The 24391-nt window shown below is 66.2% G+C and carries 19 protein-coding genes and 2 pseudogenes; 8 read left to right on the forward strand and 13 right to left on the reverse strand.

What is annotated here, in order from left to right; translation table 11 throughout:
• Positions 1-344 precede the first annotated feature (344 nt).
• A complete protein-coding gene (locus tag F6X61_RS13440; protein WP_153787031.1) occupies positions 345-1847 on the forward strand; it encodes a diguanylate cyclase in 1503 nt (500 codons plus the stop codon).
• Here F6X61_RS13440 and F6X61_RS13445 read toward each other — a convergent pair.
• Positions 1844-2320, reverse strand: coding sequence for a PA2169 family four-helix-bundle protein (locus F6X61_RS13445; protein WP_153787032.1), 477 nt, complete (start codon positions 2318-2320; stop codon positions 1844-1846). The genes F6X61_RS13440 and F6X61_RS13445 overlap by 4 nt on opposite strands.
• A gap of 204 nt (positions 2321-2524) precedes the next feature.
• On the opposite strand from F6X61_RS13445, the gene F6X61_RS13450 reads away from it, so the two are divergent.
• Positions 2525-2749, forward strand: a complete 225-nt coding sequence (locus tag F6X61_RS13450) for a DUF3820 family protein (protein WP_153787033.1) — start codon at positions 2525-2527, stop codon at positions 2747-2749.
• Positions 2750-2815: 66 nt separating this feature from the next.
• A complete protein-coding gene (gene lepB / locus F6X61_RS13455; RefSeq protein ID WP_153787034.1) occupies positions 2816-3589 on the forward strand; it encodes a signal peptidase I in 774 nt (257 codons plus the stop codon).
• A gap of 85 nt (positions 3590-3674) precedes the next feature.
• Here the strand turns inward: lepB and F6X61_RS13460 are convergent, their stop codons facing one another.
• From F6X61_RS13460 to ptsP, 3 genes are read right to left on the reverse strand one after another with little or no spacing between them, the layout of a single operon-like run.
• Positions 3675-5402 (reverse strand): PTS fructose-like transporter subunit IIB, encoded by a 1728-nt coding sequence (locus tag F6X61_RS13460; protein WP_153787035.1) that lies wholly within the window; start codon positions 5400-5402, stop codon positions 3675-3677.
• Positions 5402-6346, reverse strand: a complete 945-nt coding sequence (gene pfkB / locus F6X61_RS13465) for a 1-phosphofructokinase (RefSeq protein WP_153787036.1) — start codon at positions 6344-6346, stop codon at positions 5402-5404. The genes F6X61_RS13460 and pfkB overlap by 1 nt, the downstream gene beginning before the upstream one ends.
• A gap of 1 nt (position 6347) precedes the next feature.
• The gene (gene ptsP / locus F6X61_RS13470; RefSeq protein ID WP_153787037.1) at positions 6348-9200 is read right to left on the reverse strand and encodes a phosphoenolpyruvate--protein phosphotransferase; all 2853 of its coding nucleotides are present in this window, start codon (positions 9198-9200) and stop codon (positions 6348-6350) included.
• Positions 9201-9496: 296 nt separating this feature from the next.
• Between ptsP and cra the strand changes: the two genes are divergently transcribed.
• Together cra and F6X61_RS13480 are read left to right on the forward strand one after the other, a co-directional pair.
• Positions 9497-10492, forward strand: a complete 996-nt coding sequence (cra, locus tag F6X61_RS13475; RefSeq protein WP_153787038.1) for a catabolite repressor/activator — start codon at positions 9497-9499, stop codon at positions 10490-10492.
• A gap of 1 nt (position 10493) precedes the next feature.
• Positions 10494-11270: a TatD family hydrolase gene (locus F6X61_RS13480; protein ID WP_153787039.1), complete on the forward strand. Its 777-nt coding sequence runs from the start codon at positions 10494-10496 to the stop codon at positions 11268-11270.
• A gap of 101 nt (positions 11271-11371) precedes the next feature.
• Here F6X61_RS13480 and F6X61_RS27605 read toward each other — a convergent pair whose 3' ends face one another.
• The 5 genes and pseudogenes from F6X61_RS27605 to F6X61_RS13500 form a co-directional block, all read right to left on the reverse strand.
• Complete coding sequence (locus tag F6X61_RS27605; protein WP_371923702.1) at positions 11372-12085, reverse strand: methyl-accepting chemotaxis protein; 714 nt, start codon at positions 12083-12085, stop codon at positions 11372-11374.
• Between the two features lie 144 nt (positions 12086-12229).
• Positions 12230-13351, reverse strand: a pseudogene (locus F6X61_RS27610) (HAMP domain-containing protein); the annotation flags it as partial.
• A 164-nt stretch (positions 13352-13515) separates the two neighbouring features.
• Entirely contained in the window at positions 13516-14346 is an 831-nt protein-coding gene (ampE, locus tag F6X61_RS13490; RefSeq protein ID WP_153787041.1) for a regulatory signaling modulator protein AmpE, read from the reverse strand.
• Complete coding sequence (gene ampD, locus F6X61_RS13495) at positions 14343-14909, reverse strand: 1,6-anhydro-N-acetylmuramyl-L-alanine amidase AmpD (protein WP_153787042.1); 567 nt, start codon at positions 14907-14909, stop codon at positions 14343-14345. The genes ampE and ampD overlap by 4 nt, the downstream gene beginning before the upstream one ends.
• Positions 14910-14986: 77 nt before the next feature.
• Positions 14987-17095, reverse strand: coding sequence for a DUF1631 domain-containing protein (locus F6X61_RS13500; protein WP_153787043.1), 2109 nt, complete (start codon positions 17093-17095; stop codon positions 14987-14989).
• Positions 17096-17338: 243 nt separating this feature from the next.
• Here F6X61_RS13500 and nadC point away from each other — a divergent pair, with 243 nt between their 5' ends.
• The gene (gene nadC / locus F6X61_RS13505) at positions 17339-18187 is read left to right on the forward strand and encodes a carboxylating nicotinate-nucleotide diphosphorylase (protein WP_153787044.1); all 849 of its coding nucleotides are present in this window, start codon (positions 17339-17341) and stop codon (positions 18185-18187) included.
• 113 nt (positions 18188-18300) lie between these two features.
• Here nadC and trxB read toward each other — a convergent pair whose 3' ends face one another.
• The gene (gene trxB, locus F6X61_RS13510; RefSeq protein WP_125465494.1) at positions 18301-19257 is read right to left on the reverse strand and encodes a thioredoxin-disulfide reductase; all 957 of its coding nucleotides are present in this window, start codon (positions 19255-19257) and stop codon (positions 18301-18303) included.
• A 327-nt stretch (positions 19258-19584) separates the two neighbouring features.
• Between trxB and cysZ the strand changes: the two genes are divergently transcribed.
• Positions 19585-20313, forward strand: coding sequence for a sulfate transporter CysZ (cysZ, locus tag F6X61_RS13515; protein ID WP_153787045.1), 729 nt, complete (start codon positions 19585-19587; stop codon positions 20311-20313).
• Between the two features lie 84 nt (positions 20314-20397).
• On the opposite strand, the gene F6X61_RS27615 is transcribed toward cysZ, so the two are convergent.
• Together F6X61_RS27615 and F6X61_RS27620 are read right to left on the reverse strand one after the other, a co-directional pair.
• A complete protein-coding gene (locus tag F6X61_RS27615; protein WP_371923703.1) occupies positions 20398-20829 on the reverse strand; it encodes a methyl-accepting chemotaxis protein in 432 nt (143 codons plus the stop codon).
• Between the two features lie 114 nt (positions 20830-20943).
• Positions 20944-21834 (reverse strand): annotated as a pseudogene (locus F6X61_RS27620) (PAS domain-containing protein); the annotation flags it as partial.
• 56 nt (positions 21835-21890) lie between these two features.
• Between F6X61_RS27620 and F6X61_RS13525 the strand changes: the two are divergent.
• Positions 21891-23108, forward strand: a complete 1218-nt coding sequence (locus F6X61_RS13525) for a glycosyltransferase family 1 protein (RefSeq protein WP_153787047.1) — start codon at positions 21891-21893, stop codon at positions 23106-23108.
• On the opposite strand, the gene F6X61_RS13530 is transcribed toward F6X61_RS13525, so the two are convergent.
• Positions 23077-24180, reverse strand: a complete 1104-nt coding sequence (locus F6X61_RS13530; protein WP_153787048.1) for an NADH:flavin oxidoreductase — start codon at positions 24178-24180, stop codon at positions 23077-23079. The genes F6X61_RS13525 and F6X61_RS13530 overlap by 32 nt on opposite strands.
• Positions 24181-24391 lie beyond the last annotated feature (211 nt).

A 24391-nucleotide genomic window follows, 5' to 3' on the forward strand; every position in this document is an offset into this window, starting at 1 on the left:
TTACGCACTGATTTTGCCTCCAATTGGGCGCCATCATAGCGCCCGATGAAGGTGTCCAAAATCATTAGGCCAGTTCAGTTTACCCGCGAAGCGCCGCGCGGGCGGCGCTCGATCTCATAGGCGCTGCAAGGGTTGTGGCATGCACCTGTATGCCCTGATGCCATCAACAGCCAGACACCCGATAACCCTCATGCGATCGCAAGCCCGCCACAAAAGCCCCCACCCCCACAATTTCGTCGGACAAAACACCATAATTCTTGTCCGACAATCCTCCCTTCCTTAGAATACCGCCGCCGCGTAATGGCCCATCCCCCATGGATCAAGGGGCTTATGCAGTAGCGAGCATGACGTCAGTAACCCGATCACCACGTTCAGCCCTGTACAAGTCACACCCCGAACTGATCCTCAACCTGGGCAGTTGCCTTGCCGTGCTCGCCATAGTGGGCATCGTCAGCTACCTGCTGGCACGCGAGCGCGACAGCGTCGAGCAGTCGGCGATCCGCTCCTCCGGCAACATCGTGCAACTGATCGAAAGCGACATCCTGCGCAACGTCGAGCTCTACGACCAATCGCTCAAAGGCCTGATCTGGGCCGTCAAACACCCCGAATTACTCAATGTCCAGCCCAGCCTGCGCCAGCAGATCCTGTTCAGCCAGGCGATCTCGGCACCGGTGCGCGGCGACATTCTCTGGCTCGACGCCAGGGGCGATGTGGTCGGCGACTCCACCAGCGTGGTGCCTCGCCAGGCCAACTTCGCCGACACCATCCCCTTCCAGCGCCACCGCGACCACCCCGGCCTGGGCCTGCTGATCAGCCCGCCGTTCAAGGCCCGGCTGGGCGACCTGGACTGGTGCATCAGCTTCAGCCGGCGGATCTCCGGCAGCAACGGTGAGTTCATCGGCCTGGCCGCCGGGGCCCTGCGCCTGTCGTATTTCAGCCGGCTGTTCGAACGCCTGGACATCGGCGACGACAGCAGCATCAACCTGCTCAACACCGACGGCCAGTTGCTGGCGCGCCAGCCTTCTCGGCCCCAGGACCCGCTGATCGGCACCAGCTTCAGCGAGCGGCCCAACTTCAAACGCATCCTCAGCGAGCGCAGCGGCAGCTTCACGGCCAGGTCGAGCCTGCGGGAAGCCCAGCGCATGTACACCTTCGCCCGGGTCGCCGACCTGCCGCTGATCGTGCTGGTGGTGCACTCCACCGACGAGGTGTTCCAGTCCTGGCGGCGCACGGCGATCGTGGTCAGTGTGGCCACCGGCGTGCTGTGCATCGGCATCCTCTGGCTCACCTTGCTGCTGGGCCGCGAATTACGCCGGCGCCACGATGCCGAGCAGGGCCTGGCGACCCTGGCCGCCACCGACAGCCTCACCGGGCTGGCCAACCGCCGCCGGCTCGACCAGGTGCTGCGCCTGGAATGGGCACGCGCCCAGCGCAACCGCAAGTCGCTGGCGGTGCTGATGGTGGATGTGGATCATTTCAAGGCATTCAACCAGCGCCATGGCCATGCCGGCGGCGACCATGTGCTGCGCGAGGTCGCCAAGACCATCGAGCGTTGCATACGCCGCCCGGCGGACCTGGCAGCGCGTTATGGCGGGGAAGAGTTCCAGGTGGTGCTGCCCGAGACCGAACTGGCCGGCGCACTGCTGCTGGCCGAGCGCATACGCGCCAGCGTCGAGTCGATGCCGCCGTTCGGCGCGGACGAACGCTCGGTAACGGTGAGCGTCGGCATCGGCCTGCACATCCCCGGCACCCAGCACGACCTGACCCGGCTGCTGGGTGACGCGGACGAGGCGCTCTACCGGGCCAAGGCGAATGGCCGCAACCGGGTAGAGGGCCCTCAGGCTTAAGAAGCGGCGCGGGCTGCGTTGCGCAGTGCCTTCACCTGGTCGTGGTTGCGCTGTACACCCTGCAACTGGTTTTCCACCAGCATGTAGGTCTGGTCACTGGTGGTACGGCCCAGCTTGACCAGTTTCTCGCGGGCGTCCTTGTAGGCTTTGAGGGCGTGATCCTCGCCCCGCTCAACTTCATTGAGCACCGCCGTTTCATCCTTGCCGGTGACCAGCGACTTGAGGTTGACCCAGCCACGGTGCAGGTCGCCGCTTATGCTGGTACTGGTTTCCGGGTCGCCACCCAGACGGCGGACTTCGCTTTGCAGCTGGGCCGCGGCATTGGCGCACTCACCGGCACGCTGGACGAAGAACGCCTTGAGTTGTGGATTCTTCACATCCTCGGCGGAGGTCTTGAAGCCCTTCTCGCCGTCCTTGCTGTACTCGATCAGGTCGTTGAGCACATCGATGACGTCTTTGTTGGGATTACTCATGGCAACAACTCCTTGGCAGGTGATAGTCACCTTTACCGGAGCAGGCTTCATGCCAGGCTTATTGGCTAAAAATAATCTATAAAAATCAGTTGCTTATAATTATTCAGAAATCGCCGCGCCGGTGCGTTCTGCATGATCGCCGCTTGGGTCGTCGTGCAGATTGCAGTATCGTCCGCGCTTCACCCGCCACAGGCCGCCGCCCCGATGAAACCTGAAGCCCTGCAACTGCTGGTCACCCGCACCATGCCTTTTGGCAAGTACCAGGGGCGGCTCATCGCCGACCTGCCGGGCGACTACCTGGCGTGGTTTGCGCGCAAGGGTTTCCCCCATGGCGAGCTGGGCGCGTTGCTGGCCTTGATGCATGAGATCGACCACAACGGCCTGGCCGACCTGCTGGTGCCGCTGCGGGCAAAAACCTGGCAGGGCTGAACGCTCAAGACCTCGCTGTACCTGCCGAAAACCCAAAGAGCTCTTTTCAAGGACGACTGACCTTCCATGCCTTCGCGTCAATCCGCTTCATCGGCGTTTGTCATCTCCCTGCTGGTCGCAGGTTCGGGGCTCTACTACGTAGGCCGCCTGCGTTGGGCGCTGATACTGCTGGCGCTGTTCTTCATCGACTTCTTCCTGATCGGCCTGTTTGCCACACCTATGGCGGTGATCGTCGGCCTGTGGGTCGCATTGGCCCTGAAGCTCGGCTCGGCCTGCCTGGCCGCCTGGATCGCCTGGCGCGGTCACCCGGGCAGCGAACCACCCGGGGCACGCCTGGTGGGATACGCCGCTGCGGTGGTGGTGCTGGCCGGCGTGCTGGTGCTGCTGCGCGGCCCGTTGTTCGGTTACCGGCTCGACCAGATTCCTTCGGGCTCGATGGAGCCGGCGCTGCAGATCGGCGATCACATCGTCAGCGACTCGCGCTTGCTGGGCGACCTCAAGGTGGGGGATGTGGTGCTGTACCGCCAGGGCAATATTGAAGGGTTCAAGCGTGTGGCGGGGGTGGCCGGCGACCGGCTGGAAATCGTTGCGGGCGAACTGTTGGTCAATGGCCGCAACCTGGGCTTGTTCCATGCACCCGCCGAGATGGTGCGCAGCCCTTATTCACTGAGCCTGGCGCCCCTGGTGGTGGAGCCCGGCCATGTCTACCTGCTCGGCGACCGGCGCGACAACAGCACCGACAGCCGTTACTTCGGCCAGGTCGCAGTGGCGGATGTAACGGCGAAGATTACCGGGGTCTGGTACGCGAAGAATCGCCAACGGATCGGCACCACCTTCTAATAGCCATCGCGGGGCAAGCCCGCTCCCACGCTGTAGCCGGCGTGGGAGCGGCGGTGCGCCGATGCGACTTGCCCCGCGATGGGCGTCAGCCCTTGGCCGGCGCCACCACCATCTCCACCTGCTCGCCCTTCTTGATCACCGCATACACCACCGCCGTCACCAGGCTCCCTGCCAGGATCGCCAGCAGGTACAGCAGCGCATGGTTGATCGCATTGGGGATCAGCAGCACGAACAGCCCGCCGTGCGGGGCCATCAGCTTGCAGCCGAAGTACATCGACAGCGCCCCGGTCAAGGCGCCGCCGGCGATGCTCGCGGGGATCACCCGCAGCGGGTCCTTGGCGGCGAACGGGATGGCGCCTTCGGAGATGAAGCACAGCCCCAGCGCCAACGCCGCCTTGCCGGCCTCGCGCTCGCTCTGGGCGAACTTGCGCCGGGCGAGGAAGGTGGCGATGCCCAGGCCGATCGGCGGCACCATGCCAGCCGCCATGGTCGCCGCCATCGGTGCGTAGCTGGATGACGCCAGCAAGCCCACCGAAAACGCATAGGCAGCCTTGTTGATCGGCCCACCGAGGTCGACGCACATCATGCCGCCGAGCAGCAGCCCGAGCAGGATGGCGTTGGTGGTGCCCATGCTGTCGAGAAAGTGCGTGAGCCCTGCGAGCATGGCCGCCACCGGCTGGCCGACCACGTAGATCATCACAAGCCCAGTGAACAGGCTGGCCAGCAGCGGGATGATCAGGATCGGCTTGAGCGCTTCGAGGCTGCTGGGCAGACTCACCCAGCGGGCGATGGCCTTGGCGCTGTAACCGGCGAGAAAACCGGCGACGATGCCGCCGATGAAGCCTGCGCCGAGGGTGCCGGCCAGCAGGCCGCCGATCATCCCTGGCGCCAGGCCCGGGCGGTCGGCGATGGACCAGGCGATGTAACCGGCCAGCAACGGCACCATCAGTTTGAACGCCGCTTCGCCGCCGATCTGCATCAAGGCCGCCGGCAGCGTGCCGGGCTGCTTGTAGGCCTCGATGCCGAACACGAACGACAGGGCGATCAACAAACCGCCGGCCACCACCATCGGCAGCATGAACGACACGCCGGTGAGCAGGTGTTTGTAAACGCCGGTCTTCTCGGTTTTTTGCGGCGCGCTGGCGGCATCAGCGGCGCTTTCCACCTTGCCTTCGGCCAGTGCCTTGTCCAGGGTGGCGCGGGCCTGCTTGAGGGCGATGCCGGTGCCGCAGCGGTAGATGCGCTTGCCGGCGAAGCGTGCGGTGGGCACTTCGATGTCGGCGGCCAGCAGCACCACGTCGGCGGCGGCGATGGCCTCGGCCGGCAAGGGATTGCGGGCACCTACCGAGCCTTGGGTTTCCACGGTCAGCGTGTAGCCCAGGGCCTGGGCGGCCTGCTGCAGCGCCTCGGCGGCCATGAAGGTATGGGCGACACCTGTGGGGCAAGCCGTTACCGCAACGATCTTCGGCGTGCTGGCGGTCGCGCTGGGGCCGATTTGCTGCGCGTGCACCTGGGCCTTGGCGGCGGCTTCGTCAAGAAATCCCTCGCGGTCGGCCAGGGCCTGGGCCGGGGTGCTCTGGTACAGGCGCTTGCCGGCGAAACGCGCCAGATCGACCGGCCCGGTGTTGACCACCAGCACCCAGTCGGCCTCGGCGATCTGCGCGGGCGACAGGCGCCGCTCGGGGTGTTCGGCCTCCTGCACTTCGACGCTGGTGCTCCAGCCTCGACGCTGGGCAGCGGCGGCCAGCAGGCGCGCACTGAGCACGCTGGACACCTGGCCGTTGGGGCAGGCGGTGACAATGGCAATGTTCATCAGCAGCCCTCTTGTTGTTCTGTCAGGTGCACGGCGGCTTCAAGGTGCGCCAGCTGCTCGCGGTCGTGGATGCCGAAACCGACCTGGGTGACCGCCTGGGCGGCGATCGCGGTGGCGCGGCGCAGGGTCGCTGCTGGCGCCTCGCCCTGCAGCAGGCCATGGACCATGCCCGCCACCAGCGAATCACCGGCGCCCACGGTGCTGGCGATGCGCACCTGGGGTGGCTGGGCATGCAGCGCCAGCCCTGCGGCAAACCAGGTGACGCCGTGTTCGCCCTGGGACACCACCACATGCTCGACGCCACTGGCCAGCAACTGGTCGGCGGCGGCGTGTTGCCGTGCCGCGTCATCCACCGGCAGCCCAAGTACTTCACCCAGTTCGTCAGTGTTCGGCTTGACCAGCCAGGGCGCGGCCTGCAGGCCGGCGCGCAGGGCTTCGCCGCTGCTGTCGAGGGCCACTTTCAGGCCTTGAGCCTTGAGCATCTGCAGCAACTCGCGCAACCAGCCTGGGCTGATCCCCCGTGGCAGGCTGCCGGCCACCACCGCCGCATCATGCCCCGGCGCTACCTGCGCCAGGCGGTGCAGCAGGTCGTTCCTGGCGGCCTCATCGACTTGCGGGCCCTGGCCATTGATGTCGGTGACCCGGCCGTCGGCCTCGACCAGCTTGATGTTGCTACGGGTCTCGCCGGGGACACGCACGAAGCAATCGGCAAAGCCGCGCTGGGCGATCAGCGCCTCGAAAGGTTGCAGGTTGTCCTGGCCGAGAAAACCACCGACGGTGACGCTGTGGCCCAGGTCGGCCAGGACCTGGGCGACGTTCAGGCCCTTGCCGGCGGCATGGCTGTGCTGGGCCTGGCTGCGGTTGACTGCGCCGGCTTGCAGGCGGTCGAGGCTGACGGTGATGTCCAGCGCCGGGTTGAGGGTAAGGGTGAGGATCTTGGCCATTTCAGTAACGCTCCACCAGCGCCCGGACCGCTTCGGCGCTGTCTTGTTGCAGGGCCTCGCGCGCCAGGGCGCGGGCCGTCGATAGGGTGGCCTGGCGCACCAGTGCCTTGACTTCGGGGATGCTGCGGGCGGCGACACTCAACTCATCCACCTCCAGCCCCAGCAGCACCGCGACCGCCTGCGGGTCGGCCGCCAGCTCACCGCAAATGCCCACCCACTTGCCTTCGGCGTGGGCGGCGCGCACGGTCATGTCGATCAATTGGAGCACTGCCGGGTGCAGGCCGTCGGCCTGGGCCGAAAGGCTCGGGTGGCCGCGGTCGATGGCCAGGGTGTACTGGGTAAGGTCGTTGGTGCCGATGCTGAAGAAGTCCACTTCGCGCGCCAACTGCGGGGCCAGCAGCGCGGCGGACGGCACCTCGACCATGATCCCGACCTGCAGGTCGCTGACCGGGATTTCCAGGCGCAAGCGCTCGACCATGGCCTTGGCGGCACGCCACTCGTGCACCTGCCCGACCATCGGGAACATGATGCGCAGGGGGCGGTTGTCAGCCGCGCGCAGCAGGGCGCGCAGCTGCTCTTCCATCACCTGCGGGCGCTGCAGGGTCAGGCGTACGCCGCGCACGCCAAGGAAGGGGTTTTCTTCCGCCGCAATCGGCCAGTAGGGCAAGGGTTTGTCGCCACCCACGTCGAGGGTGCGCACCACCAGTGGCCGCCCGGCCAGGCCGTCGAGCACGCGGCGGTATTCGGCTTCCTGGGTGGCCACGTCGGGGGCCTGTGGGTGGGCCATGAAGATCAGCTCGGTGCGCAGCAGGCCGACGCCTTCGGCGCCCTGCTCCACCACCTTGTCGATGCCGCTGCTTTCACCGATGTTGGCGCACACTTCGAGGCGATGGCCGTCGCGGGTCTCCGCCGGTTCATGGCGGTTGGCCCAGGCAATCTGCAAGCGCCGCTCGCGGGCGTCGCGTTCGGCCAGGGCGCGTTGCAGTTCATCGGCGGGCGGGGCGATGGCGACACGCCCGCGCTGGCCGTCGAGCAGCAGCGGCGTGCCGCTGTCGAGCAGCAGGATCGCCGCGCCGGCGCCGACCACCGCCGGGATGCCCAGGGCGCGGGCAACGATGGCACTGTGGGCGGTGGCACCGCCTTGGGCGGTGACGATGCCGGCGACCCGAGCCGGGTCCAGGCGCGCCACGTCCGAGGGGCCTACTTCGGCCATCACCAGCACGTAGGGTTGTGCGGGCTCGGCAGCCTGCTGCACGCCACACAGCTGTGCCAGCACCCGCCGGCCAATGTCGCGCAGGTCGGCAGCGCGCTCGGCCAGCAGGGTGTCGTGCAGGGCCTCCTGCTGGCGCGCGGCGGCGTCGATCACGGCCATCCAGGCGGCGGCGGCGCTTTCGCCCTGGGCCAGGCGCAGCTCGACCTCGTCCATCAGGGCCGGGTCGCTGAGCATCTCTTGATGGGTGACGAAGATTTCGCCGATGGCCTTGTCGCTGCGCTGCACCAGGGCCTGCAGGTCGGCGTGCACCGCCGCCACGGCGCTGCGCAATTTCAGGCGTTCCTGGGCAGGGGATTCGCCGCGCAGGGGGTAGTCGATGTCGCGCTCGACCCGCACAAAGGCCGGGCCGCTGGCGATGCCGGGGGCTGCCGCGACGCCCTGGATGGTGGTGCCGGGCAGCGGTGCCTCAAGCACCGGCGCGGCTGCCTCGGCAGCAGGCTGGGTAACGGCTGGCAGTGGCTCCACGTCCTCGCCGAGGCCTTGCTCGATGGCAGCCAGCAACACCGGCAGCGCGTCATTGGCGATGCCCGGCTCGGCGATCAGCTCCAGTACCTGGCCACGCCGGGCGCCCAGGCTGAGCAGCTTGCTCAGGCTCTTGACCGATACCGCAGGCTGGGCGCTGTCGAGTACGCGCACGCGGATCTCGCCTTCGAAACCTTTGGCCAGTTGCGCCAGTTCCTTGGCCGGGCGGGCATGCAAACCATGGGGGTTGGCCAGCACCACCCGGGCGCTGGGCCAGTCGGCAGGTGCTTCGCCGCCGAGCACTTCGAGCACGGCGCGGCTGCTGGTGGCCTGGTAGAGCATCTGCCCACGGCCTTCGATCAGCACTTCGCACAGGCGTTCGAGCAGGGCCTGGTGCGCGGCACCGAGGCTGGCCAGGCAGAACAGGCCATTGAGCGGCTGGTCGCGGTAACGCAGGGGTTGTTGCGGGGTGATGAAGGCCAGGCCCGGCTGGCGCACCTGGCGCTCACTGTGCAGCCACCACAGGCCTTCGCCCAGGGGCAGCGGCTCGGCCTGTTGCAGCACCGCAGCGAAACCGCTGTCGACACAACCGGCGCGCTGCAGCAGGCGTGCACCGCGCCAGGCCAGTTCGTCGAAGTCTTCGGCGGCCAGGTTGAGGCCGACCAGCTGCGCATCCAAGGCCAGTTCCTGGGGCGCGCCTTGCAGCAGCTTGAGCAGGGCTTCGGCACTGCTGGCACGGCGCAAGGCCTCGGCCAGGTCGGTCTCGCCGAGGGCACGGGTAAGCAGTTGCAGCAGGCGCAGGTGTTCGTCGGAACGGGCGGCGATGCCGATGGCCAGGTACACCATCTGCCCGTCGCCCCAGTCCACCCCTTCGGGGAACTGCAGCAGGCGCACGCCGGTGGCGAACACCAGGTCGCGGGTCTGCGGCGTGCCATGGGGAATGGCGATGCCCTGGCCGAGGAAGGTCGAGCCCTGCGCCTCGCGGGCGCGCAAGCCGTCGACATAGCCCTCGGCAACCAGCCCGTCGGCCACCAGCCGCGCGGCCAGCAAGGCCAACGCCTCGCCTTTGTCGGCGGCCTTCTGGCCCATGGCAATCTGCTCCACGGCAAGCTCGAGCATGACCTTCTCCTTTCCGGCGCCCAGGTGGGGTACCGAGGTATTGTTGTGGATTTTTCCGGCAAAAGCCGTTCAATTGATCAGTGCAAGTGGCCAGGCTGGATGTGGCAAGCAGGAAAAATCAGCCAAGCTGAAACGTTTAATCTGACCAAGCGGCCACGTTACTCGATAATCTGCCGACGAAAAAGCCCCATCCTGTCGGACAATTGCGACAATGGTCGTCTGCGCGCGGGCCTGCGCTTGGGTGAAACTACCCGGTCAGGCAAGCAGTCAGCCCCGGAAATAACAAGGAAAATTCGGTGAAACTCAGCGATATCGCCCGTCTGGCCGGTGTGTCCGTGACCACGGCCAGCTACGTCATCAATGGCAAGGCCGAGCAGCAGCGCATCAGCAACAGTACCGTCGAGCGCGTGCGCGCGGTGGTCGAGGCCCATGGCTTCACCCCCAACCCGCAGGCCGCCGGCCTGCGCAGCCGGCACACCCGCACCCTGGGCTTCATTCTCCCCGACCTCGAGAACCCCAGCTACGCCCGCATCGCCAAGCAGCTGGAACAGGGCGCCCGCGCCCGTGGCTACCAGTTGCTGATCGCCAGCAGCGACGACCAGCCCGACAGCGAGCACCAGTTGCAGCAACTGTTCCGCGCCCGCCGTTGCGATGCACTGTTCGTCGCCAGTTGCCTGCCGCCCGAGGACGACAGCTACCGTGAGCTGCAGGACAAGGGCCTGCCGGTGATCGCCATCGACCGGCGCCTGGACCCGGCGCACTTCTGCTCGGTCATCAGCGACGACCGCGACGCCAGCCGCCAGCTCGCCGAGAGCCTGTTGAAGACCCGCCCACAAAGCATCGCACTGATCGGCGCCCGCCCCGAGCTGTCGGTGAGCCAGGCCCGTGCCGGTGGCTTCGACGAGGCCATGCAGGCCTATGCCGGTGAAGTGCGTCGCTACCAGGGCGATGCGTTCAGCCGCGAGTGCGGCCAACGCCTGATGCAGCAACTGATCGCCGAACACGGCGGCCTGCCGGATGCCCTGGTGACCACCTCCTATGTGCTGCTGCAAGGGGTGTTCGACATCCTGCAGGCGCGTTCGGCCGATTCGCGCCAGTTGCAACTGGGCACCTTCGGTGACAACCAGTTGCTCGATTTCCTGCCACTGCCGGTCAACGCCATGGCCCAGCAGCACGGCCTGATTGCCGCCACCGCGCTGGAGCTGGCGCTGGCCGCCATCGAAGAGAAGCGCTACGAGCCCGGCGTGCATGCCATCGGTCGCACCTTCAAGCAACGTATTCCAGGCGCCTGACATGCGCCTGATCGACACCCACACCCACCTCGACTTCCCCGACTTCGACGCCGACCGCCCGCAGCTGCTGGCCAACGCGGCGGCGCGTGGGGTGGAACGGATGGTGGTGCTGGGGGTGTACCAGGACAACTTCCAGCGCGTGTGGGACCTGGCCTGCAGTGACTCGCGCCTGTACGCCGCACTCGGCCTGCACCCGGTCTACCTGGACCAGCATCGCCCGGAGCACCTGGTGCAACTGCGCGACTGGCTGGAGCGCCTGCGAGGCGACCCGCGCCTGTGTGCGGTGGGCGAGTTCGGCCTGGATTACTACCTGCCGGAACTTGACCCGCAGCGCCAGCAAGCGCTGTTCGAAGCCCAGCTGCAACTGGCCTGCGACTTCGAACTGCCGGCCCTGCTGCATGTGCGCCGCAGTCATGCCCAGGTGATCGCCACGCTCAAGCGCTACAAACCGAAGCGGGCGGGGATCGTCCACGCCTTTGCCGGCAGTTATGAAGAGGCGCGGGAGTACATCAAGCTGGGGTTCAAGTTGGGCCTGGGCGGCGCGGCGACCTGGCCGCAGGCCCTGCGGCTGCGCAAGACCCTGGCGCGGCTGCCGCTGGAATGCGTGGTGCTGGAGACGGATTCACCGGACATGGCGCCGGTGATGTACCCGGGGGTGCGCAACAGCCCGGAGCACCTGCCGGAGATCGCCGGGGCGCTGGCCGAGGTGATGGGGGTTGAGGTCGGGGTGCTGGCCGAGGCCAGTAGCTGCAATGCCGACGAGCTGTTTGGCTGGTAGTTGTGTGGTGCTCCTACCGGCCTCATCGCCGGCAAGCCGGCCCCCACATGTTCGGCCTGCGGGAGCCGGCTTGCCGGCGATGAGGCCGGTACAGGCAGAAACTAAACCCTGAACGCCCCGATCAGTCGCTTCAACTCCACCACCTGCACCGACAACGCCCGGCTGGCATCCTCGGTCTGGCAGGCGCCTTCGGTGGTGTCCTGGGCCGCCCGATTTATCGCCACGATGTTCTGGTCGATGTCGTGGGCCACGGCGGTCTGCTGCTCCACCGCTGCAGCAATCTGCTGGTTCTGCTCGACGATGCCACTCACCGCGCCAAGGATGTTGCCCAGCGCCTGCTGCACCTGGCGCGCCTCGTCCACCGTACCGGCGGCCATCTGGTGGCTGCTGCCCATCACCCGCACCGCGGCACCGACACCTTCGCGCAAGCGCTCGATCATCTGAGCGATCTCCTCGGTGGAGTCCTGGGTACGCCGGGCCAATGTACGTACTTCATCGGCCACTACCGCAAAGCCACGACCCTGCTCGCCGGCCCGGGCCGCTTCGATGGCGGCGTTGAGGGCCAGCAGGTTGGTCTGCTCGGCAATGCTGCGGATCACCTCCAGTACCCGGCCGATGGCCTGGCTGTCGGCGGCCAGCTGGTTGACCGCCACCACGCTCTGGTCGATCTCCCCCGCCAGGCGGGCGATGCTGCCCTGCTGGCTTTCGACCAGGTCGCGGCCCGAGGCGCTTTCGTGGTTGACCCGCTGGGCGCCCTCGGCCGCCAGCGCCGCGCTGCGCGCCACTTCCAGCGCAGTGGCGGTCATCTGGTTCATGGCCGTGGCCACCTGCTCGATCTGCTCGCGCTGGCCGCCCACCGCCTGGTTGCTGCGCGCCGACACCGACAACACCTGGCCAGCCTGCTCCTCGACCGTGGCCACCGTATGGCCGACCTGCTCGATCAACCCGCGGATGCGCCGCACGGTCTCACTGAAACCACGGCCCAGCTCGCCCAGTTCGTCCTGGCTGCTGGCCTGGAAACTGACCGTCATGTCGCCGGCGGCCACTTTGTCCATGGCGCTGCCGAGCTTGCCCAGGGTTTCGCGGGTAGACACGTAGAAGCCGCTGTAGAGGTAGATGATCAGCACGAATACCGTGGCCAGCGCGGCAACCATGGCGATCATGCGCAGGCGGTGCTGGGCGAGGCGGTCTTCCAGTTGCCCGTTCAATTGCGCCAGCACGGCGTCGTTGAGACGGTAGGTCTGGGCCATCAGCTCGGTGGTCTGCTGGTAGAAGCCGGCCCAGGGCGCGTCCAGGGTCTCGGCTACCACCACCTGGTCCTCGAACAGGCTGGCGGCCTGCTTGACCGTGGCCTGGCTGGCCTGGGCACTGGCTGCCAGCGCCGCCTTGGCCTGATTGTCAGCAGCCAGGGCGTCATCAAGGCGAATGGCGTAGTCGGCGGACAGCCGCTCCAGGCGCTGCAGCAGGTCTTCGAAACGGGCGCTGCCGGCGGAGTCCATGAACCCGCGGCCCAGGGCCACCGAGCCCATCGCCCGCCCCTCGCCGATAGCCTGGGTAACCTGCGCCGTGGCGCTGCCGATCAGCTCGCCGAGCTGGCGTACCGAGGCCTGGCTGTCCTGATTGAGGCCCGACTGGCTGGCCACCAGCTTGCCCAGCACCTGGGCCTGGGCCAGCAGTTTTTCAAACAACGCGGCCTTGTTCTGCAACGAGGTTTCGCCACGGGCACGGGTGAAGGCGTCGGCCAGCTCGGCGCGCTTGGCTTCGAGGGCCGGGTCGCTGCCCTTGAGCGCGTCGAGCCGGGCCTGGACCTTGTCCTGCAAGCTGGCGATACGGCCTTCCACATCCCCGGCCTGGCCCGACTGGCCGAGCACGGCGTTGATCTGCAGCAGGTTGCCGAGGGTTTCCAGATCGCCCCGCAACGCCAGGCTCTCGCCCAACGGGGCCAGGCCCTGCAGCTCGACGCGGGTGGCGTGGAACTGGTTATAGGCGTCGCGTACCAGATAGAAGCTGGTGACCAGCATGGGCAGGAAGAACAGGACGCTGATCAGGCTGAACTTCATGCCGAAGCTCAGCCGATTCATCAGCGCGATGGCCGGATAGAGCAGACGCTTCACAGGTCACCTCCTTGAATTCTTGTTGTTCTGCGGGGTAGCACTCGGCCATCAAGGGCCAAACACTTTGTATAACGCAGAATGAATTCAAGGTTTGTAACTTAAGGTTAAGCGACCTGCGCTCAACTGCTGCGTCAGACCAGCACCGTCCACAAAGCGAAACAGGCATACCACAGCACCGCGCTGCGCAGCAGCAGTTCCCACAGGCTGTCCAGCCGCTCCAGCCCGCGCTGGCGGTCTTCTTCCTCGGGGATGTCGTCGGCCACCCGGCCCACCTTGGCCACCAGATGGCCGGCGCTGATATGCCAGTCGAGCAGCTCATGCAGTATCACCCGGGTGACCGCGACGAAGTTGCCGACCAGGGCAAAGCTCACCGCCAGTACCCGTACCGGCAACCAGTCCAGTGCATGGCGCAGTTGCTCGGCGAGGGTCTTGAGCGCCGGCTGCCGGCTGTTTTCGCCGGTCAAGGCCAGCAAGCGGTAGGCCAGCGCCGCCGCCGGGCCGAGCAGGAAGTACCAGAAGATCACCGCGAAGAAACTCTGGTAGGCCTGCCACAGCAAGTGGCCCTGGGCCCGCTTGATCAGGCTCATGGCATCGTCGGCGGCCAGCCCCAGGTCGCGCTCGGCCACGTGTAGCGCGGCCTGGTCGTCGCCGCGGCGCCAGGCGTCGCGGAACGGCCCAAAAGCGGCTTTGACGTCACCGCGGCCCAGGCTGTAGATCAGCACCATCAGATGCACCGGCAGCGCCAGCAGGCCATAGGCTACCGGCTCCAGTACATGCAGCAGCAAAACCAGCAGCGCCACCGGGGCGAGGATCAGGATGGCCAGGGTCCACCAGGGGTGCACCTTGCCGCTGCGCTCGAGGCGCACCAGTTCGCCGAGGTAGAAGCCGTCGCGCTGCAACCGTTGGCGCAGCGACGAAAACTTCTCGAACCACAGCGCCAGCACCAACACCAGAAAGCTCATGCCTTGTCCTCAATGCGTTGCACAGCGTCGCGGTAGCGCGGCCAGTCGAAGGCCGGGCCTGGGTCGGTCTTGCGTTGCGGGGCGATATCGCTATGGCCGCAAATTCGCTGCAGGTCGATCACCGGCCAGGCTGCGCGGATCGCTTGGGTCAGCTGTTGCAGGGCGCTGTACTGGGCATCGGTGTAGGGCAAGTCGTCGGTGCCTTCCAGCTCGATACCGATGGAAAAGTCGTTGCAGCCTTCACGGTCCTCGAAGCGCGACACACCGGCGTGCCAGGCGCGGTCGAGCAGCGAGACGAACTGGGTCACCGCACCGTCGCGCTCGACGAACAGGTGCGCCGATACGGTCAAGTGGCTGATGCTGGCGAAATAGGGGTGCTCGTTCGGGTCGAGGCGGTTCTGGAAGAACTGCTGGACCTTGCCGGTGCCGAAGCAGGCCGGTGGCAGGCTGATGTTGTGGATCACCAGCAGCGAGATCGCCTCGCCGTCAGGGCGGGCATTGCAGTTCGGTGAAGGGCAGTGGCTTACGCCGGTGAACCAGCCGGTCGCATGGTCCAATTGCATGGGGCAAATCCTGAATGACGCCGGGGGCAGGCGCTCAGTATGCCGCGCACGTGCGGCGCTTGCATGTAAATGATTGTTCAGCCAATGCCCTGCTCGGCACGCAGTTGCGCCAGCACGGCCTCCAGTGCGCGCTCGAACAACTGCCCGTCATCGAGCGTGCGCACCTGGCCCAGGCACAGCGCCTGGGCCAGGCCCGCGTGGCTCCATTCGCGCACCTTCATGCCGGTACGGTTGGCGAACACCAGCCGGTCGCTGCCGTCGATACGGGCCACCAGCTTGCAGCGCAGGGGTTCTTCGTCGTCCAGCACCTCGACCCAGGCGCCGATGCGCAAGTGTTCCACCAGGCGCTGCGCGGGCGCCTGTTCATCGACGTCCAGGCAAGGGCCACGGGGCGTTTCGTCGGCAGTGGCGAGGACGATACCGGCCTGTACGCACACCTCCTGCAACGCCTCGTCAGGCACCCATGGGCCGCCACAGGCGCGCTGGTGCAACTGCTCCAGGTGCTGGAAGAAATCACGGGTGGCGGCTGCGTCCAGCGCCACGCCAGCCAGCCCTTCGCGCAACGCTTTGAGCAAGCCGGGCAGCTGCTCCAGCAACTGCCCAGGTTCGCGCTGCGGGGCAATGCTGGCCAGCAATTGGTCGACCGTCGCCAAGCCATCGCGCCAGGCCGCAGACGCCTCGCCCTGCTTAAGCCAGGCCAGCAGCAGCACCTGGCTCCAGGCCTGCTCCAGCATCTGCACCACCACCTGCGGCAACACCCGGCCGCGCAGGCGCAGGTTGAGTACCTGCTGTACCCGCAGGTTGGCCTGCAACGCCCGTACGCGCCCTTCCTCGGCGTCGCGGGTGCGTTGCTCGAGCAGTTCGTTGCGCCGCCGTTCGTCCTGGCTAAAGGCAAGAAACTCGTCGAGCAGCTCGTCGAACAGCTGACAGTCTTCGGCGAAATCCTTGAGCAGCCGCTGGACGATGCGCTCAACGCGCCGCTGCAGACCCTCGCCGTCGGCCTCCCAGCCGATTGCCACGGCGGCGATCTCGTTGAGCAAGCGGCGTGCCGGGTGGCTGGCGCGGCTGAACAGGCCTTTGTCGATCAGGGCAACCTTGAGCAGCGGGATATGCAGGCGGCCGACCAGCGCGCGCACATTCGCTGGCAGGTTATGGTCGGCATCGATGAAGCTGAACAGCAGGCCGAACAAGTTGATCATGTCTACGTCGCTGGTAGCGATACAGCGGCGTGTGCCGCTGCGCACGCTGACCCGCAGCACCAGCTGTTCGAGCTGCTGGCCCAGGTCGAAGTCGTCGGCCTCGCCGGGGCCCGGTACATAGTGCTGCAGGTGGGTCAGCAGGCGCAGCAGGTCGCCGGTGCCGATCGGCTGTGCGTCGCTGGCCGCCTGCAGGCGCGGCGCGAAACGCCCGCGAACAGGGGCCAGCAGGGCTTGCACAGAGGCGAAGAACGCCTGGCCGGCAAGGTCGACCCCGGCGTCCCTCACCTGCGCGGGGCCTGCCGCCACCCGGCGGGGAATACTGCGCCGATCGTCGGCGCGACGGCGTGGCGCGGGCGCCAGGTCAGGCAGCACGCCCGCGGCGACGAGCAACTGGTTGGCCTCGCCATAGAGCAGGTCGAGGTCGCGCAACACATAGCGCTCGAACAGTTTGAGCAGGACCTGCTTGACCTCAGGCCCCACGCCCAGGTTGCGCCCCGCCGTGAGGAAGTAGCCACATAGGCTGCCAGGCCCCAGCGGGTTGCATGCCGGCTCCAGGTCCTGTTCGAGCAAGGCTGCGCAGCGCAGGTTCAGTTGCCGCAGGTCGAAACCGTCGCGCGACAGCACACGGTCGACCATCGCCTGTACCACGGCGGAATGCGCCGGTGCGGCCATGGCATCGGCCTGACCGATCAGGGCGAAGGCCTGGTAGAAGGTGTCGAGGAAGCCGCGCTCGATGCTCTTGCGCTTGAGGCGCAAGTCACGCATGGCCTCGAAGTGCAGATTCTGATCCAGGCGGTCGCAGGCTTTGTCGGCCATCTCGAACAGGGTGTCGTCGGCGTTGTCGAACAAGGCCTGAAGGCCTTGGCGCAGCTGTAGCGCAGCCTTGTCGCGCACTTGCAGGAGCAACGACGGAAGGCTGGGCGAGGGCGTTTGCGCACCTCGATCGATGGCGGCCGCCAGGGGCACCACCTTGCCTTCTTCTTGCATCCCGGACTCCTTGATGGATGTTGCGTACTCGACTGCGCAAAAATCGTCAAAGCTATGACGCCAAATACAAGGCGCCATTATCTGTGAAAATCATTACAGCTGCCAGCGTGCCTTTCGCACGACTCAACAGACCGTGCCTTACAGCGATTACTCACAGAGCCCGACCAACGGTCATAGTCGGCGCTGCTGTACACACCGCCCCCCTGCCCTATAATCGCCGCCATCTAGCTTGTGGAGCCGACCATGCCGAACCTACGCCTCGCCGACCTGACCGCCGAAATCGAAGCCAACGTGCGCCGCGCGCTGCTCGAAGACATCGGCAGCGGCGACATCACCGCCCAGCTGATCCCGGCCGAGCGCCTGGCCAAGGCGACCATCATCACCCGCGAAGAGTGCGTGGTGGCCGGCACGGCCTGGGTGGATGCGGTGTTCCGCCAGCTCGACCCACGGGTGGCGGTGCATTGGCAGGTGGCGGACGGCGAGCGGGCCGGCGCCAACCAGGTGCTGTTCCACCTCGAAGGCCCGGCCCGCTCGCTGCTCAGTGGTGAGCGCTCGGCGCTGAATTTTTTGCAGATGCTTTCGGGCGTGGCCACCCGCGCACGCTCGCTCGCCGACCTGGTCGAGGGTACCCAGGTGCGCCTGCTCGACACCCGCAAGACCCTGCCGGGCCTGCGCCTGGCGCAGAAGTACGCGGTTACCTGTGGTGGCTGCCACAACCACCGCATCGGCCTGTACGACGCCTTCCTGATCAAGGAAAACCATATCGCTGCCAGTGGTGGCGTGGCCCAGGCAGTGGCTGCGGCGCACCGCATCGCCCCGGGCAAGCCGGTGGAAATCGAAGTGGAAAGCCTGGACGAGCTGCGCCAGGCACTGGCTGCCGGGGCCGATATCGTCATGCTCGACGAACTGACCCTCGATGAAATGCGCGAGGCGGTGCGCATCAACGCCGGCAAGGCCAAGCTCGAGGCCAGCGGCGGGGTTAACGAGACTACCCTGCGGGTGATCGCCGAGACTGGCGTGGACTACATCTCGATTGGTGCCATGACCAAGGATGTGAAGGCGGTGGATCTGTCGATGCGTCTGAGCCTGTAAGGTTATCCACAGGCACAAAAAAACCGGCCAGATGGCCGGTTTTTTTATCGCGGGGCAAGCCCGCTCCCACGGGATTGTGGGAGCGGGCTTGCCCCGCGATGGCTGGATCAGGATCAGGCGTTGGCCAGGCCGTCCAGGTAACGCTCGACGTCCAGTGCGGCCATGCAGCCGGCGCCGGCCGAGGTGATGGCCTGGCGGTAGACGTGGTCGGCCACGTCGCCGGCGGCGAACACGCCTTCGACGTTGGTGGCGGTGGCGTTGCCTTCACGGCCGCCGTGCACCACCAGGTAGCCGTCCTTCAGGGTCAGCTGGCCTTCGAACAGCGAAGTGTTCGGGGTGTGGCCAATGGCGATGAACACGCCGTCGACCTTGATCTCGTCAAAGCTGCCGTCGTTGTTCTTCAGGCGCGCACCGGTCACGCCCATGTTGTCGCCCAGCACTTCGTCGAGGGTGGCGTTGAGCTTGAGCTCGATCTTGCCTTCGGCCACGCGGGCGTGCAGCTTGTCGATCAGGATCTTCTCGGCGCGGAAGGTATCGCGGCGGTGCACCAGGGTGACCTTGCTGGCGATGTTGGCCAGGTACAGGGCCTCTTCCACGGCAGTGTTGCCACCACCGACCACGGCAACCGGCTTGTTGCGGTAGAAGAAGCCGTCGCAGGTAGCGCAGGCCGAAACACCTTTGCCCATGAAGGTTTCTTCCGACGGCAGGCCCAGGTAGCGGGCGCTGGCACCGGTAGCGACGATCAGCGCGTCGCAGGTGTAGGTGCCGCTGTCGCCACGCAGGGTGAACGGCTTGTTGGCCAGGTCGACGGCATTGATGTGGTCGAAGACGATCTCGGTCTCGAAGCGCTCGGCGTGTTCCTGCATGCGCTGCATCAGGGCCGGGCCGGTCAGGCCGTGGGGGTCGCCCGGCCAGTTGTCGACTTCGGTGGTGGTGGTCAGCTGGCCGCCGGCCTGCATGCCGGTGATCAGCAGCGGCTTGAGGTTGGCGCGCGCGGCATACACCGCGGCGCTGTAACCGGCAGGGCCGGAACCCAGAATGATGACGCGCGAATGACGTACTTCAGACATGTCGAACTCCTGTCGAGCGGGCCGCAGCGGGCCGGCATCGGGATGCCGGCTGTGCCAGCTGGAATTAAAAGGGACCCACGCAGCACTTGGGGAAGTGCTACAACGCGTCGGTCCGAAAACGAAAAGTTGAGCGCACTGTAGCGAGGCCGCAGAGATTAAGGAAATATCCTTCGACAATCCACCTTATAGAGAGTCTCTATCCAAGGAGAAAACCGATAGGGATTGTCCATACGCTTTGTTACAGACCGTTTCGCAGGCTGCGGGCGCCTTTCGTCGAAACGGCAAACTCGGTAAGGTCAGCGCGTTTTCCTTCTGCGGAGCGTTCCGATGCAAGCCCCCGTCCTTTCTGGCCCGCAATACCTGCGCGAAGGCCTGAAACTGATCCTCAGCCCAAGCCTGCGGCTGTTCGTGCTGTTGCCCCTGGCGGTCAACCTGCTGCTGTTCGGCGGGCTGATCTGGTTCGCCGGCCACGAATTCAGCCTGTGGGTCGATGCGCTGATGCCCAGCCTGCCCGACTGGCTGAGCTTTCTTTCCTACATTCTCTGGCCGCTGTTCGTTGCCCTGGTGTTGTTGATGGTGTTCTTCACCTTCACCATGCTGGCCAACGTCATCGCCGCGCCGTTCAATGGCTTCCTTGCCGAGAAAGTCGAAGTGGTGGTGCGCGGCCAGGACAACTTCCCGGCGTTCAGCTGGGGCGAGCTGGTGGCGATGGTACCACGCACCTTTGGCCGTGAAATGCGCAAGCTCGGTTACTTCCTGCCGCGCGCCATCGGCCTGTTCATCCTGTCGTTCATCCCGGTGGTCAACGTGGTCGCCGCGCCGCTGTGGCTGGTGTTCGGCGTGTGGATGATGGCGATCCAGTACATCGACTACCCGGCGGACAACAACAAGATGAGCTGGCAGGACATGCTGGCCTGGCTGCGCCAGAAGCGCTGGCAGTCGCTGGGCTTTGGCGGCATCACCTACCTGGCGCTGATGATCCCTGGGGTCAACGTGCTGATGATGCCGGCGGCGGTGGCCGGGGCTACGTTGTTCTGGGTGCGTGAGCGCAACTGAACAAACCATCGCGGGGCAAGCCCGCTCCCACGTGGGGCAGTCCATGGCGTGGGAGCGGGCTTGCCCCGCGATGCGATCGCCCGGTCAGTGACTCAGCTGGCTGGAGAACTGCCCCACCGCATCCACCACTTTCTTCGCCCCTTCCTGAATCTCCACGATCACCCCGCCGGTATCGGCTGCCAGGGCCAGGCCCTGTTCGGCCTGGCGCTTGCTGGTGTCGATGATGTCCACCGCCGCCTGGGCCAGTTGCTCGTTCTGCTGCACCACCTTGGCGATTTCTTCGGTGGCGCTGCTGGTACGCGAAGCCAGCTGGCGCACTTCGTCGGCGACCACGGCAAAACCACGGCCCTGCTCGCCGGCGCGGGCGGCCTCGATGGCCGCGTTGAGCGCCAGCAGGTTGGTCTGGCCGGCGATGTCGCTGATGGTCTTGATGATCGCGCCGATCACCTTGGACTGCTTGTCCAGCGCCTGGATGCCGTCGGCGGCGTCCTGCATCGAGCCTTCCAGCCCGCGCATCACATCCACGGTCTGGGTCACCACGTCGGTGGCCTTGCGCGCACAGTTGTCGGTTTCCAGCGAGGTGTTGTAGGCGATGTCCGCCGCCTGGGCCACCGCCAGCTCCTGGTTGACCTGGTCGGTGATCACCGTGGCGAACTTGACCACTTTGTAGAGCACGTCGTGGGCGTCGATGATCGGGTTGTACGAAGCTTCCAGCCACACCGTGCGGCCATGGGCGTCGACGCGCTTGAAGCGGTCGGCAACGAACTCGCCGCGGCGCAGCTTTTCCCAGAATGCCTTGTACTCCGGCGAGTTTGCCTCTTCCGGATCGCAGAATATGCGGTGATGCTTGCCACGCACCTGCTCCAGGCTGTAACCCATGCCCTGCAGGAAGCGGTCGTTGGCGGTCAGCACCTGGCCGTCGAGGTTGAATTCGATCACGGCGGTGGAGCGCATCAACGCCTTGATCAGGCTTTCATGTTCACGGGACGTTTCGATGGTGCGGGTCAGGTCGCTGGAGTGCAGGGTGAAGTACTTGATCTGTCCGCCGCTGTTCTTCACCGGCTGCAAAATCGAGCGCAGCCAGGCTTCTTCACCGTTGCCGCGCAGCAGGCGGAATGCGCCGTTCAGATGCTCGCCACGGGTGATGGCGGTTTTCATGCGCTGGTAGAAATCGAGCTTCTTGACGTGGGCCGGCACGATGTCTTCGATGTTGCGCCCGATCAGTTGCTCGGCGCGGTAGAACATCTCGGTCTCGAAGTTGCCGTTGACCGTCTCGATGCGCCCCTGGGGATCGAGCTGGAGTACCAGCATCTCGCTGTCGAGGCTGTTCTTGACCTGTTCGATGGACATCAGCTCTTCGCGCAGCTGCTGGATTTCTTGCTTCAGTTTGCTGTTGAACATCACCGCTCTCCCGGAGCGCACACCATAGTCGAATGCATCTTCATCGGCCGCGCCCCAAGGATTCTTGAGCGGTTGACGGGAATAATTCATCTGCGCGAGACGCCGAAAATCAGACGTCATACAGACGTCACAAAGCCGTCACATACCCGCAACGGGTGCGGCGGACACTTTTGCTCATGAATACACCGCCCCTGCGCATCACCCTGGTCAGCGAAACCTTCCCACCGGAGATCAACGGTGTGGCCAATACCCTTGGCCGCCTCGATGCCGGGCTGCGCCAGCGGGGCCATCAGGTAGAGGTGATCCGCCCGCGCCAGGCGAGCGACGACGAGCCCGGTACGGAGGGTGAGCTCTTGCTGTGCCGTGGCTGGCCATTGCCGGGTTACCCCGGGCTGCAGTGGGGCGAAGTGTCGATGCACAAGTTGCTGCGGCGCTGGCGCCGCCAGCGCCCGGATGTGCTGTACGTCGCCACCGAGGGCCCGCTGGGCCTGAGCGCCCTGCGCGCGGCGCGGCGCCTGGGCATTTCGGTGGTCAGTGGTTTTCATACCAATTTCCCGCAGTACTCGGGCCAGTATGGCCTGGGCCTGCTGACGCGGTTGCTCACCCATTACCTGCGCTGGTTCCACCGGCGCACCGCCATCACCCTGGTACCCAGCGCCAGCCAGCGCCTGGCACTGGAGCGACGTGGCTTCGAAAACCTGGGCCTGATGGCGCGGGGTGTCGATGCCTGCCTGTTCAACCCGGCGCGGCGCAGCCAGGCCCTGCGCGAACAGTGGGGGTTGGCGGCCGATGACATTGCCGTGGTGCATGTCGGGCGCCTGGCTGCGGAAAAGAATCTCGCCCTGCTGCGCCCTGCCCTGGACACCCTGCAAGCACGTTATCCACAGCGTCGACTGCGCCTGATCATGGTGGGTGACGGGCCGCAGCGCGCCACCCTGGAGCAGCAGTTGCCGGATGCCCTGTTCTGCGGTGCGCAACGCGGCGAACTACTGGCCGAACATTACGCCAGTGGCGACCTGTTCCTGTTCCCGAGCCTGACCGAGACCTTTGGCAACGTGGTGCTCGAGGCGATGGCCTCCGGGTTGGCGGTGGTTGCCTACGATGAGGCCGCCGCCGCCCAGCACATCCGCCATGGCCACAGCGGCGCCCTGGCCATGCCGGGTGACCAGGCAGCGTTCATCGATGCCGCCTGCTGGCTGCTGGAAGAAAACGAAACCTTGCGCAGGGTGCGCCTCAACGCCCGCCAGCATGCCAGCCGCCAGGGCTGGCCGGCGATCGTCGAGCAGTTCGAAGGGTACCTGCGCGACGCCTGCCGTGCCGGCGCGCTCGTGAGCGAGCAGGCGCCAGCCCATGCCGTGGCGATCAAGCCAGGGTCGTCAGCGCCTCGCGGCTGAACGGCAGCACATCCGCCTCGCGCCCTTCACGCACTTTCTGCGCCCACTGGGCATCTACCAGCAGGGCGCGGCCCACGGCCACCAGGTCGAATTCCTCGGCCTGCAACCTGCGCAGCAGCCCTTCCAGGCTGGCCGGTTTGGCCACCTTGTCGGTATCGACCATGAACTGCAGGAACTCGCCGTCCAGGCCGACACTGCCCACGGTGATGGTCGGTTTGCCGGTGAGTTGGCGGGTCCAGCCGGCCAGGTTCAGCTCGCTGCCGTCGAACTCCGGCTCCCAGAAACGCCGGGTGGAGCAATGGAAGATATCCACACCCGCCTCGGACAGCGGCTCGAGGAACGCCGCCAGGGCCTCTGGGGTTTGCACCAGGCGCGCGCTGTAGTCCTGCTGCTTCCACTGGGAGAAACGGAAGATGATCGGGAAGTCCGGCCCCACCGCAGCACGCACGGCCTGGATCAATTCGATGGCAAAGCGTGAACGCCCGGCCAGGTCACCGCCATATTCGTCATCGCGGCGGTTGCTGGCTTCCCAGAAGAACTGATCGATCAGGTAGCCATGGGCGCCGTGGATCTCGACACCGTCCATGCCGATGGCCTGGGCATCACGGGCAGCCTGGGCGAAGGCGGCAATCACCTCGCGGATGTCGTCATGGCTCATGCCATGGACCACGACCTTGCCGTCCTTGTCCTTGCCGCTCGGGCCGTGGCCCGGCACGCTGGCATCCGGCTCGGTGCCCAGCCGGCGCACGCTGCCCACGTGCCACAGCTGCGGCACGATCCGCCCGCCTTCGGCATGCACGGCTTCGACCACGCGCTTCCAGCCGGCCAGCGCATCTTCGCCATGAAAACGTGGAACGTTGGGGTAGCCGTTGGCGGCTTTATGGCCAACCGTGGTGCCTTCGGTGATGATCAGGCCGACACCGGCAGCGGCACGGCGACGGTAGTACTCGACCACGCCGTCATGGGGTACGCCGCCGGGGCAGAAGGTACGGGTCATCGGGGCCATGACCACACGGGTCGGCAGGTCGAGGGTGCCAAGGGTGAAAGGCTGGAACAAAGGGTTGCTGGACATGCGGCGCTCCCGACGGGTGAGGAAATGCGCCTGAGCTTAGGGGTAGCGGGTGGGTGGGCACAGCATTATTGATCGGGGTGATTGGCAGGTATCCCAGATGAGCGCGGGGCAGGCTGAGATCTCACCGAACTGCACAGCGCTTGCTGATTCGCGCGAACCTGTGGGAGCGGCTTTAGCCGCGAACACCGGCATGGCCGGTGCCATGCACCGC

It is taken from the genome of Pseudomonas sp. EMN2, from assembly GCF_009650555.1.
Lineage (GTDB): Bacteria > Pseudomonadota > Gammaproteobacteria > Pseudomonadales > Pseudomonadaceae > Aquipseudomonas > Aquipseudomonas sichuanensis.

Coding starts and splice junctions, on each gene's coding strand:
- F6X61_RS13440 (WP_153787031.1), top strand. CDS start 345: ATGACGTCAGTAACCCGATCACCACGTTCAGCCCTGTACAAGTCACAC.
- F6X61_RS13445 (WP_153787032.1), bottom strand. CDS start 2,320: ATGAGTAATCCCAACAAAGACGTCATCGATGTGCTCAACGACCTGATC.
- F6X61_RS13450 (WP_153787033.1), top strand. CDS start 2,525: ATGAAACCTGAAGCCCTGCAACTGCTGGTCACCCGCACCATGCCTTTT.
- lepB (WP_153787034.1), top strand. CDS start 2,816: ATGCCTTCGCGTCAATCCGCTTCATCGGCGTTTGTCATCTCCCTGCTG.
- F6X61_RS13460 (WP_153787035.1), bottom strand. CDS start 5,402: ATGAACATTGCCATTGTCACCGCCTGCCCCAACGGCCAGGTGTCCAGC.
- pfkB (WP_153787036.1), bottom strand. CDS start 6,346: ATGGCCAAGATCCTCACCCTTACCCTCAACCCGGCGCTGGACATCACC.
- ptsP (WP_153787037.1), bottom strand. CDS start 9,200: ATGCTCGAGCTTGCCGTGGAGCAGATTGCCATGGGCCAGAAGGCCGCC.
- F6X61_RS13480 (WP_153787039.1), top strand. CDS start 10,494: ATGCGCCTGATCGACACCCACACCCACCTCGACTTCCCCGACTTCGAC.
- F6X61_RS27605 (WP_371923702.1), bottom strand. CDS start 12,085: ATGAACCAGATGACCGCCACTGCGCTGGAAGTGGCGCGCAGCGCGGCG.
- ampE (WP_153787041.1), bottom strand. CDS start 14,346: ATGAGCTTTCTGGTGTTGGTGCTGGCGCTGTGGTTCGAGAAGTTTTCG.
- ampD (WP_153787042.1), bottom strand. CDS start 14,909: ATGCAATTGGACCATGCGACCGGCTGGTTCACCGGCGTAAGCCACTGC.
- F6X61_RS13500 (WP_153787043.1), bottom strand. CDS start 17,095: ATGCAAGAAGAAGGCAAGGTGGTGCCCCTGGCGGCCGCCATCGATCGA.
- nadC (WP_153787044.1), top strand. CDS start 17,339: ATGCCGAACCTACGCCTCGCCGACCTGACCGCCGAAATCGAAGCCAAC.
- trxB (WP_125465494.1), bottom strand. CDS start 19,257: ATGTCTGAAGTACGTCATTCGCGCGTCATCATTCTGGGTTCCGGCCCT.
- cysZ (WP_153787045.1), top strand. CDS start 19,585: ATGCAAGCCCCCGTCCTTTCTGGCCCGCAATACCTGCGCGAAGGCCTG.
- F6X61_RS27615 (WP_371923703.1), bottom strand. CDS start 20,829: ATGCGCGGGCTGGAAGGCTCGATGCAGGACGCCGCCGACGGCATCCAG.
- F6X61_RS13525 (WP_153787047.1), top strand. CDS start 21,891: ATGAATACACCGCCCCTGCGCATCACCCTGGTCAGCGAAACCTTCCCA.
- F6X61_RS13530 (WP_153787048.1), bottom strand. CDS start 24,180: ATGTCCAGCAACCCTTTGTTCCAGCCTTTCACCCTTGGCACCCTCGAC.